This window comes from Bacillus cereus group sp. BfR-BA-01380 (assembly GCF_022663535.1).
GTDB classification, from domain to species: Bacteria; Bacillota; Bacilli; order Bacillales; family Bacillaceae_G; genus Bacillus_A; species Bacillus_A cereus_BB.
Genome location: NZ_JAKUFS010000002.1, coordinates 157,840 through 174,634 on the forward strand (window position 1 = coordinate 157,840; position 16,795 = coordinate 174,634).

The window sequence follows — 16,795 nt, forward strand, 5'->3', positions numbered from 1 at the left end:
GATTTTTGATGAAGAAAATACTACTGATTTTCGTATTGTGTTGTACTAGTATATTATCTGGGTGTCTATACCCGAAAGAAAAGATGCAACAACACGTCATACCATATGAAGACCAATTACAAGCGGTGCAAACAGCAGTTAATACATATAGAGAACAAAATGGTCATATATTGCCTATTAAAACACGTGATATGAATACACCAATCTATCAAAAATATCCGATTGATTTTCAAAAAATTACCCCTAGACTAATGCAAGAACCACCTGGAAATGCCTTTGAAAGCGGAGGCGTTTATCAATATGTATTAGTTGATGTAGAAACAAATCCCACTGTGAAATTAATTGATGTTCGAACAGCTGAGCGAGTTCAAGATTTAAAGTTAAAACTAAAAATCTATCGTGATGAGCATCGATATCCACCGTTTAAAAAAATAATTACAGATGGTGTATATGAGCTTGATTATAATAAAATGGGATATAAAGAAATTCCTCAAGTGGAAAGCCCCTATTCTGGTAAAAACTTACCTTTTGTTGTTGATGAGAAAGGTGAGGTGTATATTGATTATCGTATTGATTTATACGATATGTTACAAAAATATGGTGATGAAGTAAAAGAAGGAGAAGATATTCGTCAGTTGCTTGTGAAACATACCCCATTTGTACCGGCGTATTCTTTGCCGTATACAGTGAAGGATAAAGAACCAATTTTTTTTAAATGATAAGTCATGAACCTTTCTTTTAGCGAATAAGTTCTAGAAGAAGGGTTTTTTACTTCTTGAAATATTTGCAGCGCTAATAAAAAGTTTTTTTAAAATAGTCATATGAAATTGGGACAAAATCATATGCTGTATTGTCCAAACTACAAGAATAATCATGATTTATTCCCAAAAATTTTGAGGGAGGGAATCACTTGGAAAAGGTTGATATTTTTAAAGATATTGCCGAGCGCACAGGCGGTGATATTTATCTCGGGGTTGTAGGGGCTGTCAGAACAGGGAAATCTACTTTTATTAAGAAATTTATGGAGCTAGTTGTTATTCCAAACATTGAAAATGATTCAGATCGCCAGCGCGCACAAGATGAACTGCCGCAAAGTGCAGCAGGGCGTACAATTATGACGACAGAACCAAAGTTTGTTCCAAACCAAGCGGTTTCTATCCATGTTGAAGAAGGGCTTGATGTAAATATTCGCTTAGTAGATTGTGTGGGCTATACTGTTCCAGGAGCGAAAGGGTATGAAGATGAAAATGGGCCACGCATGATTAATACGCCGTGGTATGAAGAACCGATTCCATTTCATGAAGCAGCGGAAATTGGAACGCGCAAAGTAATTCAAGAGCATTCTACAATTGGGGTAGTTATTACAACTGATGGAACAATTGGAGAAATTCCACGCCGCGATTATATTGAAGCAGAGGGACGGGTTGTAAATGAATTAAAAGAAGTAGGAAAACCATTTATTATGATTATTAATACAGTACAGCCATATCATCCTGATACAGAACAACTTCGTCAAAGTTTAGTAGAAGAATATGATATTCCAGTGTTAGCAATGAGTGTAGAAGGACTAAGAGAAGGTGATGTATATAACGTATTACGAGAGGCGTTATATGAATTTCCGGTTCTCGAAGTGAATGTAAATCTTCCAAGTTGGGTAATGGTGTTACATGACAACCACTGGCTTCGTCAAAGTTATCAAGAGGCTGTCCAAGAAACGGTGAAAGATATTAAACGTCTTCGTGATGTTGATCGCGTTGTATGGCAATTTAGTCAATATGAATTCATCGATCGTGCAAGTCTTGCGGGAATTGATATGGGGCAAGGTGTTGCTGAGATTGATTTATATGCACCGGATGAATTGTACGATCAAATTTTAAAAGAAGTGGTAGGTGTTGAAATTCGAGGCCGAGATCATTTGTTGAAATTAATGCTCGACCTCGCTCATGCGAAAACGGAATATGATCAAGTTGCAGATGCACTAAAAATGGTAAAACAAACAGGATATGGTGTTGCAGCACCGGCCCTAGCAGATATGAGCTTGGATGAACCAGAAATTATTCGTCATGGATCACGCTTTGGTGTGAAATTGAAAGCTGTCGCTCCGTCAATTCATATGATTAAAGTTGATGTAGAATCAACTTTTGAACCGATTATTGGAACGGAAAAGCAAAGTGAAGAACTTGTTCGCTATTTAATGCAAGATTTTGAAGATGATCCACTTTCTATTTGGAATTCCGATATTTTTGGGCGGTCACTTAGCTCTATCGTTCGAGAAGGAATTCAGGCAAAATTATCATTAATGCCAGAAAATGCTCGCTATAAATTAAAAGAAACGTTAGAACGAATTATAAATGAAGGATCAGGTGGCTTAATAGCAATTATTTTATAATCGAAAGACTCCTTATTTTGGGGTCTTTTTTTATTTTTCATAGAAAAACAAAATGTCATTATCTAATACTTTATAGTTGATTGTCAAGTTTTATCAGTTTTTCGCATTTTCATGGCAACATTTTCTTTAAAAATATTGAATTATAAAGGAGAATCGTATAATATAGGCCTTGATAATGATTTATCTACATCTTTGTAGTATAGAATTTGTAAAAATTGCCTACAAATGAAGGTAAGACTCATTTTATGTTTATGATCATTATACAGTCGTATCTTTGGGAGGAGGTGAATGGCATGAACAAGACAGATTTAATCAATGCTGTTGCAGAAGCAAGTTCCCTTTCTAAAAAGGACGCAACAAAAGCAGTTGACGCTGTTTTTGATTCCATCTTAGAAGCTTTAAAGCAAGGTGATAAAGTACAACTTATCGGATTTGGTAACTTCGAAGTTCGTGAGCGTGCGGCTCGTAAAGGACGTAACCCACAAACTGGTGAGGAAATTGAAATCGCGGCAAGCAAAGTACCTGCATTCAAACCTGGTAAAGCGCTAAAAGATGCGGTTAAATAATCCTTACATATTACGGGGAAGAAGAGTTTCCTAATTGGAAACTCTTCTTTTTGCATTTAAAAACATATATATGCTAGAATGTGTTCGTAGCATTTTTAGGTTTTATTCGGGAGGGCTAGTGGATGGCAAATGTAAACTTAGAGCAAATTGAACATGCAGTACGCCTTATTTTAGAAGCAATTGGGGATGATCCGGATCGTGAAGGCGTATTAGATACACCAAAACGTGTTGCGAAGATGTATGCAGAAGTATTTTCTGGTATGCATGAAGATCCGAAAGAACATTTACATAAGGTGTTTGGTGAAGATCATGAAGAACTTGTATTGGTAAAGGACATTCCGTTCTTTTCTATGTGTGAGCATCATCTCGTTCCATTTTATGGCGTTGCTCATGTTGCATATATTCCACGTGGTGGAAAAGTAACTGGATTAAGTAAATTGGCACGTACAGTAGATACAGTTGCACGTAGACCGCAGCTACAAGAACGCATTACATCAACAGTAGCAGATTCTATTATGGAAGTGTTAGAGCCGCATGGTGTGATGGTTGTTGTAGAAGCGGAGCATATGTGTATGACAATGCGCGGTGTGAAAAAACCTGGTGCAAAAACTGTAACAACTGCAGTGCGTGGTACGTTAGAAGCAGACGCAGCAGCACGTGCGGAAATTTTATCTTTTATTAAAACGAATTAGTAGGAAAGCAGGAAACTGCTTTTCTTTTTTTATCCCGCATTAACGGGCAGTAATACTCCCACCTCAAAATTTGGCGAAAACAAAGAAGTTAGGTGGGAGATAAACTGCCCGTAAAAGCCCGATTGGTTCAACTAATAATCAGTGGGGGATGAAGAAAACCCCCACTGATTAAAGTTTCACTTTATCTCGCTACTTTAAGCGCAGCAAAACCTCCACTGATGGAAGTTTCACTTTGGAACGATTTCATGCTCAAGATAAAGTGGATGAAAGATCAATTTTTTACTTTGGTTTGTTTCGTCAGGTTTTTTTATAGAAAAATGAATGAATGTGTTATAATAGGTTTTATGAATTAGAAAACAAGGGTGATTTTAGTGGGTGAAATCTACAGAGGGTTTGCGGATATAAAAGAGCAGCTATATAAAAAACTACGCCATCCTTATTTTATAAAATATATTGAAGAACCAGTTGTTGATGAAAAAAAAATAGCGTTCTTATATTCCGTTTTAAAAAGTGCAAACTTACATAAAGAAGAAATTGAACATTACGCAGTAACGATTATGCTTGTACAAATTGCTTTGGACACGCATGAGAAAGTATCAAATAAAGAAGAGACCGATGAATTTCATAAGCGACGCCAATTAACGGTATTAGCGGGTGATTATTACAGTGGGTTATATTATTATTTACTTTCAATGAATCATGATATCACATTGATTCGTGCCTTAGCAGACGGGATTAAAGAGATCAATGAACAAAAAATTATGCTATATCAGCAAACGTATGGAACGATTGAAGAAATGTTAAACAGTGTCGGAATGATTGAATCGGCTCTTTTACAGAAAACATGTGACCATTTTCAAGTGCCACATGTAAAGTCTGCAATCACAAATATGTTAGCAATAGATCGTTTGCAAACTGAGCATCAAATATACATGAAGAAAGAATCGTCACCTGTATTTGCTGCAATTCAAAAGATTTTATCTTATGATGGTGAAATGAAAGTAGAAAACGTATATAACGAATTGATAAGAAAAATGCGAAGTCAGGTCAATACTTTGATGCAAAATAATACAGGAATTGAAACATTTCTTTCCACATTGAAAGAGGCCACTTGAACATTTTGAATTTACAGTTGGAAGAAGGGTAAAGCATGCAACAATCAAAAGAAGAAAGAGTACATGACGTATTTGAGAAGATATACAATAAATACGATGTAATGAATTCGGTTATTAGCTTTCAAAGACATAAAGCATGGCGCAAAGAAACAATGCGAATTATGGATGTTCAACCGGGCAGCAAAGCGCTTGATGTATGTTGTGGAACGGCTGACTGGACGATTGGGCTTGCTGAGGTAGTCGGTTCTAATGGGAAAGTATATGGATTAGATTTTAGTAAAAATATGCTTTCTGTTGGAAAAGAGAAAGTGGCAGCTTTACAATTAAATCAAGTAGAATTACTTCATGGTAATGCAATGGAATTACCATTTGAGGATAATACGTTTGATTATGTCACAATTGGATTCGGGCTCCGGAACGTACCAGATTACATGCAGGTATTAAAGGAAATGACACGTGTTGTAAAACCGGGTGGAAAGGTTATTTGTTTAGAAACATCTCAGCCGACAACGATTGGAATCCGCCAAGGTTACTTGTTATATTTTAAATATATTATGCCGTTATTTGGAAAGTTGTTTGCAAAAAGTTACAAAGAATATTCATGGTTACAAGAATCTGCAAGTACATTTCCAGGGATGAAAGAATTGGCTCGTATGTTTGAAGAAGCTGGATTAGAAAAAGTACAAGTAAAGCCGTTTACTTTTGGAGTAGCAGCAATGCATTTAGGATATAAACCGAAGTAAACGAGGGAATGTATTCTTTGTTGATGGAAAGCCTTCAGCAATCGGGAGCATATTAGAAGTTATCTCCCACCTTCCTTTTTTATTTTCTAATAATTGTAAGATGGAAGTTTTGTTATTGATTAGAGCGGGATAAAATAGAAAAGAAGTTTTAGGTTAAGGTGAACGATATGAAGTTACAACTTATGTATTCTTTTTTACGATCGGATATTGATAAAATTGAGAAAGAACTAAAAATAGTTGTTGCTTCTGAGCAACAATTGCTGGAAGAAGCAGCGTTGCAACTAATTGAGGCCGGTGGAAAACGAATTCGCCCTGTTTTCGTTCTGCTTGCAGGAAAATTCGGTAATTATAAGCTTGATGTGATTAAGCATGTTGCGGTTGCATTAGAGCTTATCCATATGGCTTCTCTTGTGCATGATGATGTAATTGATGCCGCTCTTTTAAGAAGAGGAAGTGCGACTGTAAATGCCAATTGGGGTGATCGCATTGCAATGTATACAGGTGACTATTTATTTGCAAAGTCTCTGGAATGCATTACCAATTTAGAAAACCCAGAAGTGCATAAAGCATTATCGAATACAATTCTTGAAGTGTGTAAAGGTGAAATTGAGCAAATTAAAGATAAGTATGATTTTGGACAAAATTTACGAACATATTTACGCCGTATAAAGCGGAAAACAGCATTGTTAATTGCAGCTAGCTGTCAATTAGGTGCCATTGCATCTGGGGCCTGTCGTGATACTGTAAATCGTTTATTTTGGTATGGGTACTTTGTCGGTATGTCATATCAAATTATTGATGATATTTTAGATTTTGTATCAACAGAAGAAAAGCTTGGAAAACCAGCAGGGGGAGATTTATTACAAGGTAATATTACACTTCCTGTTTTATATGCAATGGAAGACCGTAAACTTCGTGAGAGAATTGTTTGCGTAAATGAAAATACGTCTTCAGATGAAATGAAAGAAATCATTGAAGCGGTCAAAAATAGTGATGCAATTGATCGAGCTTTTGCATTTAGCGAAAGATATTTACATAAGGCATTAGAAGTTATTAAGCCGTTGCCTCGTGGACAGGCAAAACTGGCGTTGCAAAATGTTGCAAAGTATATTGGAAAACGTAAGTTTTAAATGTTTTTCGAAGAAAATAATAATCTCTCCATTTCAAAACTATTGCGCAATTCTGATAAGGGTGATACTATGTGTTTGGGGATATACAATTACATACATAATGAGAAGTGGAGAGATTTATTATGGAAAAAACGTTCTTAATGGTAAAACCAGATGGTGTACAGCGTGCATTCATTGGGGAGATTGTTGCTAGATTTGAAAGAAAAGGCTTTCAATTAGTCGGTGCTAAGCTTATGCAAATCACACCAGAGATTGCTGGAGAGCACTATGCTGAACATAAAGAAAGACCATTCTTCGGCGAATTAGTAGACTTCATTACATCTGGACCTGTTTTTGCAATGGTATGGCAAGGTGAAGGCGTTATTGAAACAGCTCGTAATATGATGGGAAAAACAAAACCAAGTGAAGCTGCACCTGGTACAATTCGCGGTGATTTTGGACTAACAGTTGGGAAAAATATTATTCACGGTTCAGATTCTCTTGAAAGTGCAGAACGTGAAATTGGTATTTTCTTCAAAAAAGAAGAGCTTGTTGAGTATTCTAGAGTAATGAATGAGTGGATTTACTAATTATTTTGAAATAATTTGTAACCGTTTTAAAAATAGTAGATATAATGGAAAAGGCGCAAGAAAGGATGGTCACATTCCTTCTTGCGCTTTTTTGTTTTATTTTGATGTTTCAACATATAAGTCACTGCTATGCAAAGCAAAAGGAACTTGCACTTGTTTTTTCTCTTTTTTTTTAACCTCGCATGTGGCAGAAAAAGGTTCTGACCGCTTCTATGCATGGCCAGATGCTCTCGCTATCCTAAAAAGAAAGAGGGTTTTTAGGTCGTTTCTTCAATTTGGACTTATATAGTTACGAAACAATAAAGGTTATGATATAGTGTTACATAAATACTGAAGTAAAGGGGAGTAACCGATGCGATACATAACAGCTGGTGAATCTCACGGACCGCAACTAACGACGATATTAGAGGGGATTCCGGCAGGTTTATCTTTAGTAGCAGATGATATTAATACGGAGTTAGAAAGAAGACAAAAAGGCTACGGGCGTGGACGCCGCATGCAAATTGAAAAAGATCAAGTTCAAATTTTAAGCGGTGTTCGCCATGGATATACAATTGGTGCACCCATTACTCTTGTTGTCGAAAATCGTGATTTTACACATTGGACAAAAATTATGGGCGCAGAGCCGTTAACAGATGAAGAATCAAAAGAAATAAAACGGCAAATTACACGACCTCGTCCAGGGCATGCTGATTTAAACGGGGCAATTAAATATGGCCATCGTGATATGCGAAATGTATTAGAGCGTTCTTCTGCCAGAGAAACGACAGTTCGTGTTGCTGCTGGAGCTGTTGCAAAGCGTATTTTAGAAGAATTGGGGATAAAAGTAGCAGGACATGTCATTGAAATTGGAGGAGTAAAAGCAGAAAAGCAGTCGTATACCTCTATTGAAGAGATACAAACGATTACAGAGGCATCTCCTGTTCGCTGTTTAGACGAAGAAGCAGGAAAGAAAATGATGCAGGCAATTGATGATGCGAAAACAAACGGGGATTCTATCGGAGGAATCGTTGAAGTTGTTGTTGAAGGGATGCCGATTGGTGTTGGAAGTTATGTGCATTACGATCATAAATTGGATGCAAAACTTGCAGCTGCGATTATGAGTATTAATGCATTCAAAGGTGTGGAGATTGGAATTGGTTTTGAAGCCGCTCATAAGCCTGGAAGCCTTGTTCATGACGAGATTTTATGGAACAAGAATCATGGGTATACAAGACGCACAAATAACGCCGGTGGATTAGAGGGCGGCATGACGACTGGGATGCCAGTTATTGTTCGCGGGGTTATGAAACCAATTCCAACTTTGTATAAACCGCTGCAAAGTATAGATATTGATACGAAAGAAGTGTTTCAAGCAAGTATTGAGCGTTCTGATAGCTGTGCAGTGCCAGCAGCAAGTGTTGTAGCAGAAGCTGTTGTAGCTTGGGAACTTGCAGCAGCTGTAGTTGAACAATTTGGAACGGATCGCATCGATTTAATTCGTGAAAATATTAAGAAACATAACGAATGTGCGAGGGAGTTTTAATGGAGACAATGCAGATTCAAACAAGTTCAAAACAATATAATGTGTATGTCGGAAACGATGCATTATCACAACTATTAACGCTTATAGAAAATATGAAACCAGCTGTTTCAAATATTTTACTGATTTCTGATGCAACGGTAGCATCATTTCATTTAGACGAAGTAATAAGTACCTTGCAGGTAAAACAAGACGTATTTTCGTTTGTGGTTCCAAGTGGTGAGAAAGAAAAATCGTTTGAAAATTATTATGCTGCTCAAACGTTTGCTCTTGAAAAAGGTTTAGATCGTCATTCGCTTATTCTTGCGCTTGGCGGCGGAATGATTGGGGATTTAGCAGGATTTGTTGCAGCAACGTTTATGAGAGGGATTCGCTTTGTCCAAATACCAACAACTTTACTTGCACATGATAGTGCAGTTGGAGGGAAAGTGGCAATTAATCATCCACTTGGGAAAAATATGATTGGCGCATTTCATCAGCCGGAAGCGGTGATTTATCATACTCCGTTTTTAAATTCGCTTTCAGAAAAAGAATGGCGCTCTGGTTTTGCGGAGGCAATTAAACATTCGCTTATTGGAGATGTAGAATTATATCATTGGCTTCGTAAAGAAGTGAAACAACTGACTGATTTAAGAGATGATAAATTAATCTATACACTGCAACGTGCGATTCCAGTAAAAGCAAAAGTTGTTGCAGAGGATGAAACTGAAAAAGGTATTCGTGCTCATTTGAATTTTGGACATACACTTGGACATGCACTTGAAAAAGAGATGGGATATGGAAACATAACACATGGTGATGGTGTGGCGATCGGTATGTTATTTGCTATCTTTTTAAGTGAACAAATATATGAAAAAGACCTTCAATATAAGGAAATCAAGCGTTGGTTTACAGCATATGGCTATCCGAGTATGCCCAATACACTTGATGTGAACCGACTCGTTCAAGTAATGAAGCAAGACAAAAAAGCGAACAGTGGAACAATTCGTATGGTCGTTATGCAGGAGATTGGGGTAGTAGATGTCGTATCTATTTCAGATGAGACCGTCCGAACGGCTTTAGAAGCATTTCAAAGAGAGGGGGAGTCTATTTGATTCGCGCAATTCGCGGCGCGATTACAGTCAATTGTAATGAAAGAGAACAAATATTGACTGCAACAGAGCGTTTAGTGAAAGAAATAGCAAAGAATAATAGAATTTCGCCTAGTGATATTGTATCTGTACTCATTTCAACAACAGCAGATATAAATGCATGTTTCCCAGCGGCTGCATTAAGACGTATGGAAGGCTGGTCATATGTACCGGTTATGTGCATGCAAGAAATAGAAGTACCAGATGCCCTTGAGAAATGCATTCGCGTTATGATGACGGTTATGACAAATAAACGACAGCATGAAATTCAACATGTCTATTTAGAGAAAGCGGTACAACTAAGGCCCGATTTACAAAAATGACAGGGGGAATTCGAATGAAAGTAAAAGAGCAATTATTGTCGCTCAAAGCGTATGTGCCAGGGAGAAATATTGAAGAAGTAAAGAGACAATATGGACTATCTAAAATTGTGAAATTAGCGTCAAATGAAAATCCATTTGGATGTTCAAAACGTGTAGATGAAGCGCTGGCATCGTTAGCTGGGCAATATGCGCTCTATCCGGACGGCGCAGCGTATGCTCTTCGTGAAAAATTAGCAGCACATCTTCGTGTGAAAGGGGAACAAATTTTATTTGGTAGCGGCTTAGATGAAGTCATTCAAATGATTAGCCGTGCTCTTTTACAAGAAGGAACAAATGTTGTCATGGCAAAGCCGACATTTTCACAATATCGTCATCATGCCGTAATTGAAAAAGCGGAAGTACGTGAAGTGCCTTTACAAGATGGTACACATGATTTAGAGGCAATGCTTACACAAGTTGATGAGCATACACGAATTGTATGGATTTGTAACCCCAATAATCCGACCGGAACATATGTAGCAGAAAAACAATTACTTTCATTCTTAGAGGCTGTTCCGAAAACAACACTTGTCATTATGGATGAAGCATACTATGAGTATGCCGTGGCGCAAGAGTATCCGCAAACATTACCACTTCTAGAGAAATATGAAAATCTTATGGTGTTGCGCACATTTTCAAAAGCATACGGATTAGCGTCATTCCGCATTGGTTATGCGGTAGGAAATGAAAAGTTAATGCGTTCGTTAGAAATTGCTAGATTACCATTTAATACGTCATCAATTGCACAGGTAGTTGCGCAAGCTGCGGTAGAAGATCAAGCATTTTTACAAGAGTGTGTAAAAGTGAATAATGAAGGATTGCAGCAATATTATGATTTTTGTGAGAAGTATCAAGTGTTTTATTATCCATCACAGACGAATTTTATCTTTTTAGAACTTGGACTTCCAGGTGATGAGGTCTTTGAAAGATTATTGCAAAAGGGATATATCGTTCGTTCTGGTGGCCCGCTTGGTTTACCGAATGGTATTCGTATTACGATTGGAACGAAAGAAGAGAACGCGGAAATTATTGCAGTGCTTACTGAACTCATAGAAAAAAATGTGAGAAAAGAAGAGACATATTCATAAGATGAAAGAAACGGCTCCAAACTTTGGAGTCGTTTCTTTCATCTTATTTGCCTAAAGAAGAAGGAAAGAAGTACAATAGAGAAACAAATACATAGTTGCACATGATATAGAGGTGATAGAGGTGAAACGATTAACAAAGCTTAAGAATGGGTTAAATGGAACGATTTTTGTTCCTGGAGATAAGTCCATTTCGCATCGCGCTATTATGTTTGGGGCGATTGCAGAAGGGATAACGAAGATTACGAATTTTCTTCAAGGCGAAGATTGCTTAAGTACGATTGCTTGTTTTCAAAAATTAGGAATTACAATTGAGCGAAATGGTAACGATGTCACTGTATATGGAAAAGGATTACAAGGATTAGTAGAACCAACAGAAGTACTAGATGTTGGAAATTCAGGAACGACAATTCGGTTAATGCTTGGTATACTTGCAAATGTACCGTTTCATTGTACCGTTATTGGAGATGATTCAATTGGAAAACGTCCGATGAAACGTGTTACAGAACCCCTTCGTCAAATGGGTACTAAAATCGATGGAAGAGAAGATGGACAGTTTACCCCTCTTTCGATTCGAGGAGGGAATATAAAAGGTATACATTATTCTTCTCCTGTAGCAAGCGCACAGGTGAAATCAGCTGTTCTCCTTGCAGGATTGCAAGCGGAAGGTGTGACAACTGTGACAGAACCATTGCAATCTCGTGATCATACAGAGCGTATGTTACGTGCATTTGGTTGCCGCGTTACTGTTGACGGATTAACCGTTTCGTTAGATGGTGGACAAAAGCTCTCTAGCGCAAATATTGAAGTGCCAGGAGATATTTCTTCAGCTGCCTTCTTCTTAGTGGCAGGTGCGATTGTACCAAATAGTAAAATTGTACTGAAAAATGTAGGGTTAAATCCAACAAGAACTGGGATTCTTGATGTACTGTCACAAATGGGTGCAAATTTGTCAATAGATCATATTCGGAATGAAGAGTTTGAACCGTGCGGTGATATTACAGTCGAAACCTCACAGCTAAGAGGGATAGAGATTGGTGGTGCGCTTATCCCGAGACTCATTGATGAAATTCCAATTATAGCATTGTTAGCAACGCAAGCTGAAGGGATAACTGTAATTAAGGATGCAGAAGAATTAAAAGTAAAAGAAACGAATCGTATTGATACAGTTGTGAATGAATTGAAAAAATTAGGAGCAAATATTGAAGCGACAGAAGATGGTATGATTGTACGTGGTAAAATGCAATTACACGGTAACGTGGTAAATAGTTATGGGGACCATCGTATTGGTATGATGTTAGGAATTGCAGCGTGTATAGCAGATGGAGAAGTTATCGTTGAAAATAGTGATGCGGTAGCTGTGTCATATCCAAATTTCTTTCAACAGTTACACACGCTACAAAGCTAAAAGAATCTTTTCTTTTTGAGAAGGTTCTTTTCGTCATCATCACGGTTGATTACACAGAAGCAGTTGTTTATTATGGAATTTACACAAGTATTTATATAAGGAGCGAGTTATGCAAAAGTTTGAACAAGCTGTTACATATATTGAAAATGGGGAAGTAGAGAAAGGCATACAACTATTAGCAGAACAAGTAAAACAAAGTACGGATGAAGAAAAGTACGATATTGCTCGTTATTACTATACGCTAGGGTTTATAGATCAAGCGCTAGAAATAGCAGAAGATTTACGTTTGCTATATCCAGAAGAAAGTGAATTCACGCTATTTTTAGCAGAGTTATATATTGATTTAGATAAAGAAGATGAAGCAATTGAAGTACTTCACGATATTCCAGAGAATGATGAATTATATGTTCAATCTCTATTACTTGCATCTGATTTATATCAAATGCAAGGTTTTGACGAAGTAGCGGAACAAAAATTATTAAAAGCGAAAGCAATGATGCCAGATGAGCCAGTAGTTGCTTTTGGACTTGGAGAATTATATAGCAGTAAAGGTGAAGATGGTAAGGCCATTCCCTATTATGAATCATTACTTCCAGAGCATAAAGTGATGGGCGGTGTTGTTGTTGCGCTTCGATTGGCTGAAAATTTAAGTGCACTTGGGCAATGGGCTGAAGCCATTTCTTATTATGAGGAAGGTTTAGAAGAGCAAAAGGATATACATTCTTTATTTGGATATGCGTTTACGCTCTATCAAGGAGAACAGTATCAAAGAGCAATCAGTGTATGGGAAGAATTAAAAGAGTTAGATCCAGAGTATGCCTCTTTATATATGTATTTAGCGAAATGCTATGAAAAAGAAGGAATGCTTCAGGAGAGTTATGAAACGCTTCAAGAAGGAATAAAAGTTGATGAATTATCGATACCGTTTTATGTAGAGTTTGCTAACATTGCAGCGAAATTAGGGAGAAGAAATGAAGCGGAAGCTGCGCTGAAAAAAGCATTAGAGCTTGATCCTTCACACTTAGGGGCTACATTAAAGTATTCATACATCTTAAAAGAAGAAGAAAGATATGAAGAGATTATTGCTGTTATAGAAAAAGCCATTGATAATGGAGAGACAGACATGCAATTAATTTGGGATATTGCTTATGCGAAAAAACAATTAGAATTGTATTCAGATGCATTAAAACATTACCAAAGTGCATATACTTCTTTTAAGAATCATCCAGACTTCTTAGAGGAGTACGGTTACTTCTTGTTAGAAGAGGGATTGCGAAAAGAGGCGAAAGAAGTATTTATACGTTTATTACAACTAGATCCAACGCAAACGCATATCGAAGAATTATTATATAATTCAGAAGATTTTTCTTAAGTTGGAAGGAAACTGAATGCTGCTTCTTGAATGTAAAAAAGAAAAAAGAAGGGCAGAGGAGGGATTAAGCGCGATGAATACCCCTGTTTCTGTGAACGAAAAGAAAGATTTCGTAAAATGGTTTTTAAATAATTATCAACTGAAACAGCGAGAATGTGTTTGGATTTTAAATTATTTAATGAGTCACGATCAATTAATGGATAAGGTGCATTTTGTAGAGCATGCGAAATATTGTCCGCGTGGGCTGGTGATGTCAGCAAATTGTGTGAAAGATTTACCGTTTCATTTTTATAAACAAAATGTAATGACGACTGATGCGGAAAAATCTTTTCATGATATTCGCTTAAACAGAGATGAAGATATTTATATTCAGCTTAACTTCAAGTCATCTTTCCAAAATGCGAACTATGTTGCGGTATTAGAAGAAAATCCATATTTACCGAAGAATATCGAAATAAATGAAAAAGATCGTTTATTAGCAGAGCGATTTTTAGAGGAAAGTGTATATTCATTTCGGAAAGAACGACTTTTGAAACGAATTGACGAAGCACTTGATACTCAAGATGAAGAAGCATTTCGCAGGTTAACAGGCGAGTTAAAACGCTTATAAACTTCTCAATGAAAAGTAATTTTGACAATTTTTAGACTATTCCAAAGAAAAACCGTCTTTTATAGATGGTTTTTCTTTTTTTACCTTTATCTGTATGGTTTAATAGAAATAAAGTGAGCTGTTTTGAGATCATATTGCTTTGCAGAATACAACATGACCGCGACTTGCTTTCTTCTTTCGTTTTAAGTCTCTCTAAAAAGCAAGAAAGTTCTTATAGACAAGTAGCATAGGGAGAAGTCATATAGTTTGTTAAAGTAGAAATAAGGGGAAAAGGGGGCTATTGAGCGTGAAATGGGCTGTAGCAGATGTCGTACAATACGAAAAAACAAGAGAATATATTGATACAGGAATTATACCGCTGCTTTCAATTTCGTTTGAAAAGGAAATGAAAACAGCTGCTGTAGAAGGAGAATTTATTTCAACTTTAACGAGAGAGCTAGAGAGGGAGTATAAAGGTAGAGTATTCTTATTACCAGCATTTACGTATGTAGAAGGAGCGTATGCAAGTGAGAGGCAACGTCTACGTGATTGGACAAACTATTTAAAAGAGAAAGGTTTGCAGCATATTGCGTTAATTACGAGTGACTTTTCTTGGAAAGAAATTGAATACGATTTAACAGAACAATTATTTTGCCTACCAGCACTACCGCTAGAACAGCTCAGTGATCAAGCGAAAAGAGAAATAATTCATGCGCAAATAAAAAATATTATGGAAATATTAACTGAAAAATGGGAAAATAAATAATTAACAGAAGGTTTTAATAATTGGGATTAGTATGATATTGACCAATGTAGTAGGGTATTATATCATGATAGTGTCCTAGTCTTTATCTTTTATTTCAATTTTTCACGGGGACAATTTCTGATAGAGGGGGGAAATTTTCGTGAGTGAGAGAGAACACAGGGTGTCAAGAAGACAGTTTTTAAACTACACTCTTACAGGTGTAGGAGGCTTTATGGCGGCAGGGATTTTAATGCCAATGACGCGTTTTGCACTTGACCCAATTCTAAGGAAAGAAGCAGGGGGGGAGATGGTTGCAGTCGGGCAAGTGAAAGATATTACGGCTGAACCGAAACGCTTCGATTTTAAGGTGAAACAAGTTGACGGTTGGTATAAATCAGAAGAACCAAAGTCAGCGTGGGTACACAAAGATGAAAGCGGAGACATTGTGGCATTCTCTCCAATTTGTAAGCATTTAGGATGTACAGTAAACTGGAATTCGGACAAGTCACATCCAAATCAATTTTATTGCCCGTGTCACGGGGGGCGTTATACGAAAGATGGAAAGAACGTACCGGGAACACCACCGCTTGCGCCGCTTGATGTGTATGAGTCAAAGGTGAAAGATGGAACGCTTTATTTAGGTAAAGCGAAGCCGCAAGGGGGGGCAAAGTAGATGTTAAATAAAATTTATGATTGGGTGGATGAACGGCTTGATATTACGCCATTGTGGCGCGATATTGCAGACCATGAGGTGCCGGAACATGTGAACCCAGCGCATCACTTTTCTGCCTTTGTTTATTGCTTTGGAGGTCTTACATTTTTTATAACTGTCATTCAAATATTATCAGGAATGTTTTTGACAATGTATTATGTACCAGATATTAAAAATGCGTGGGAATCTGTCTATTACTTACAAAATGAAGTGGCATATGGACAAATTGTTCGCGGTATGCATCACTGGGGAGCGAGTCTCGTTATCGTGATGATGTTTTTACATACACTTCGAGTTTTCTTTCAAGGTGCTTATAAAAAGCCTCGTGAATTAAACTGGATTGTTGGAGTTCTTATTTTCTTTGTTATGTTAGGATTAGGTTTTACAGGATATTTATTACCATGGGATATGAAGGCATTATTCGCAACAAAAGTAGGGATTCAAATTGCAGAACAAACACCGCTTATTGGATCTTATGTAAAAACGTTGCTTGCCGGCCACTCCGAAATTGTTGGTGCTCAAACATTAACTCGCTTCTTTGCTATTCACGTATTCTTCTTGCCAGCCGCACTTCTCGGATTAATGGCAGTTCACTTCATCATGATTCGCAAACAAGGTATTTCTGGCCCACTATAAGATATTACTAGATTGAAAGGGAGAACATAA

Annotated in this window: 18 protein-coding genes; all 18 read left to right on the plus strand. The window is 37.2% G+C overall.

Features of this window, described 5'->3' with window-relative positions:
• Positions 1-8 precede the first annotated feature (8 nt).
• The 18 genes from MR076_RS02605 (at position 9) to qcrB (ending at position 16,765) form a co-directional block, all read left to right on the plus strand.
• A complete protein-coding gene (locus tag MR076_RS02605) occupies positions 9-719 on the plus strand; it encodes a hypothetical protein (RefSeq protein WP_242217294.1) in 711 nt (236 codons plus the stop codon).
• Positions 720-910: 191 nt separating this feature from the next.
• The gene (gene spoIVA, locus MR076_RS02610) at positions 911-2,389 is read left to right on the plus strand and encodes a stage IV sporulation protein A (protein WP_090912574.1); all 1,479 of its coding nucleotides are present in this window, start codon (positions 911-913) and stop codon (positions 2,387-2,389) included.
• 293 nt (positions 2,390-2,682) lie between these two features.
• Complete coding sequence (locus MR076_RS02615) at positions 2,683-2,955, plus strand: HU family DNA-binding protein (RefSeq protein ID WP_001043860.1); 273 nt, start codon at positions 2,683-2,685, stop codon at positions 2,953-2,955.
• 122 nt (positions 2,956-3,077) lie between these two features.
• Positions 3,078-3,647: a GTP cyclohydrolase I FolE gene (gene folE, locus MR076_RS02620; RefSeq protein WP_242217296.1), complete on the plus strand. Its 570-nt coding sequence runs from the start codon at positions 3,078-3,080 to the stop codon at positions 3,645-3,647.
• 371 nt (positions 3,648-4,018) lie between these two features.
• Positions 4,019-4,762, plus strand: coding sequence for a heptaprenyl diphosphate synthase component 1 (locus MR076_RS02625; protein WP_242217298.1), 744 nt, complete (start codon positions 4,019-4,021; stop codon positions 4,760-4,762).
• A gap of 35 nt (positions 4,763-4,797) precedes the next feature.
• On the plus strand, positions 4,798-5,505 hold the full coding sequence (locus tag MR076_RS02630) for a demethylmenaquinone methyltransferase (RefSeq protein WP_242217300.1): 708 nt from the start codon (positions 4,798-4,800) through the stop codon (positions 5,503-5,505).
• Positions 5,506-5,672: 167 nt separating this feature from the next.
• Positions 5,673-6,635, plus strand: a complete 963-nt coding sequence (gene hepT, locus MR076_RS02635) for a heptaprenyl diphosphate synthase component II (protein WP_242217302.1) — start codon at positions 5,673-5,675, stop codon at positions 6,633-6,635.
• 122 nt (positions 6,636-6,757) lie between these two features.
• On the plus strand, positions 6,758-7,204 hold the full coding sequence (gene ndk, locus MR076_RS02640) for a nucleoside-diphosphate kinase (RefSeq protein WP_242217304.1): 447 nt from the start codon (positions 6,758-6,760) through the stop codon (positions 7,202-7,204).
• 352 nt (positions 7,205-7,556) lie between these two features.
• Positions 7,557-8,729, plus strand: coding sequence for a chorismate synthase (gene aroC, locus MR076_RS02645; RefSeq protein ID WP_242217306.1), 1,173 nt, complete (start codon positions 7,557-7,559; stop codon positions 8,727-8,729).
• Complete coding sequence (aroB, locus tag MR076_RS02650; RefSeq protein ID WP_242217308.1) at positions 8,729-9,820, plus strand: 3-dehydroquinate synthase; 1,092 nt, start codon at positions 8,729-8,731, stop codon at positions 9,818-9,820. The genes aroC and aroB overlap by 1 nt, the downstream gene beginning before the upstream one ends.
• Positions 9,817-10,179, plus strand: coding sequence for a chorismate mutase (aroH, locus tag MR076_RS02655; protein ID WP_242217310.1), 363 nt, complete (start codon positions 9,817-9,819; stop codon positions 10,177-10,179). The genes aroB and aroH overlap by 4 nt, the downstream gene beginning before the upstream one ends.
• 14 nt (positions 10,180-10,193) lie before the next feature.
• A complete protein-coding gene (hisC, locus tag MR076_RS02660) occupies positions 10,194-11,306 on the plus strand; it encodes a histidinol-phosphate transaminase (protein WP_242217312.1) in 1,113 nt (370 codons plus the stop codon).
• A 115-nt stretch (positions 11,307-11,421) separates the two neighbouring features.
• Complete coding sequence (gene aroA, locus MR076_RS02665) at positions 11,422-12,711, plus strand: 3-phosphoshikimate 1-carboxyvinyltransferase (RefSeq protein WP_242217569.1); 1,290 nt, start codon at positions 11,422-11,424, stop codon at positions 12,709-12,711.
• Positions 12,712-12,820: 109 nt separating this feature from the next.
• Positions 12,821-14,083, plus strand: a complete 1,263-nt coding sequence (locus tag MR076_RS02670; protein ID WP_242217314.1) for a tetratricopeptide repeat protein — start codon at positions 12,821-12,823, stop codon at positions 14,081-14,083.
• 73 nt (positions 14,084-14,156) lie between these two features.
• A complete protein-coding gene (locus MR076_RS02675) occupies positions 14,157-14,693 on the plus strand; it encodes a ReoY family proteolytic degradation factor (RefSeq protein ID WP_242217316.1) in 537 nt (178 codons plus the stop codon).
• Positions 14,694-14,979: 286 nt separating this feature from the next.
• Positions 14,980-15,438, plus strand: coding sequence for a YpiF family protein (locus MR076_RS02680; RefSeq protein WP_242217318.1), 459 nt, complete (start codon positions 14,980-14,982; stop codon positions 15,436-15,438).
• 139 nt (positions 15,439-15,577) lie between these two features.
• The gene (locus MR076_RS02685; protein WP_242217320.1) at positions 15,578-16,090 is read left to right on the plus strand and encodes a QcrA and Rieske domain-containing protein; all 513 of its coding nucleotides are present in this window, start codon (positions 15,578-15,580) and stop codon (positions 16,088-16,090) included.
• Complete coding sequence (gene qcrB, locus MR076_RS02690) at positions 16,091-16,765, plus strand: menaquinol-cytochrome c reductase cytochrome b subunit (protein WP_242217321.1); 675 nt, start codon at positions 16,091-16,093, stop codon at positions 16,763-16,765. It abuts the gene before it with no gap.
• Positions 16,766-16,795 lie beyond the last annotated feature (30 nt).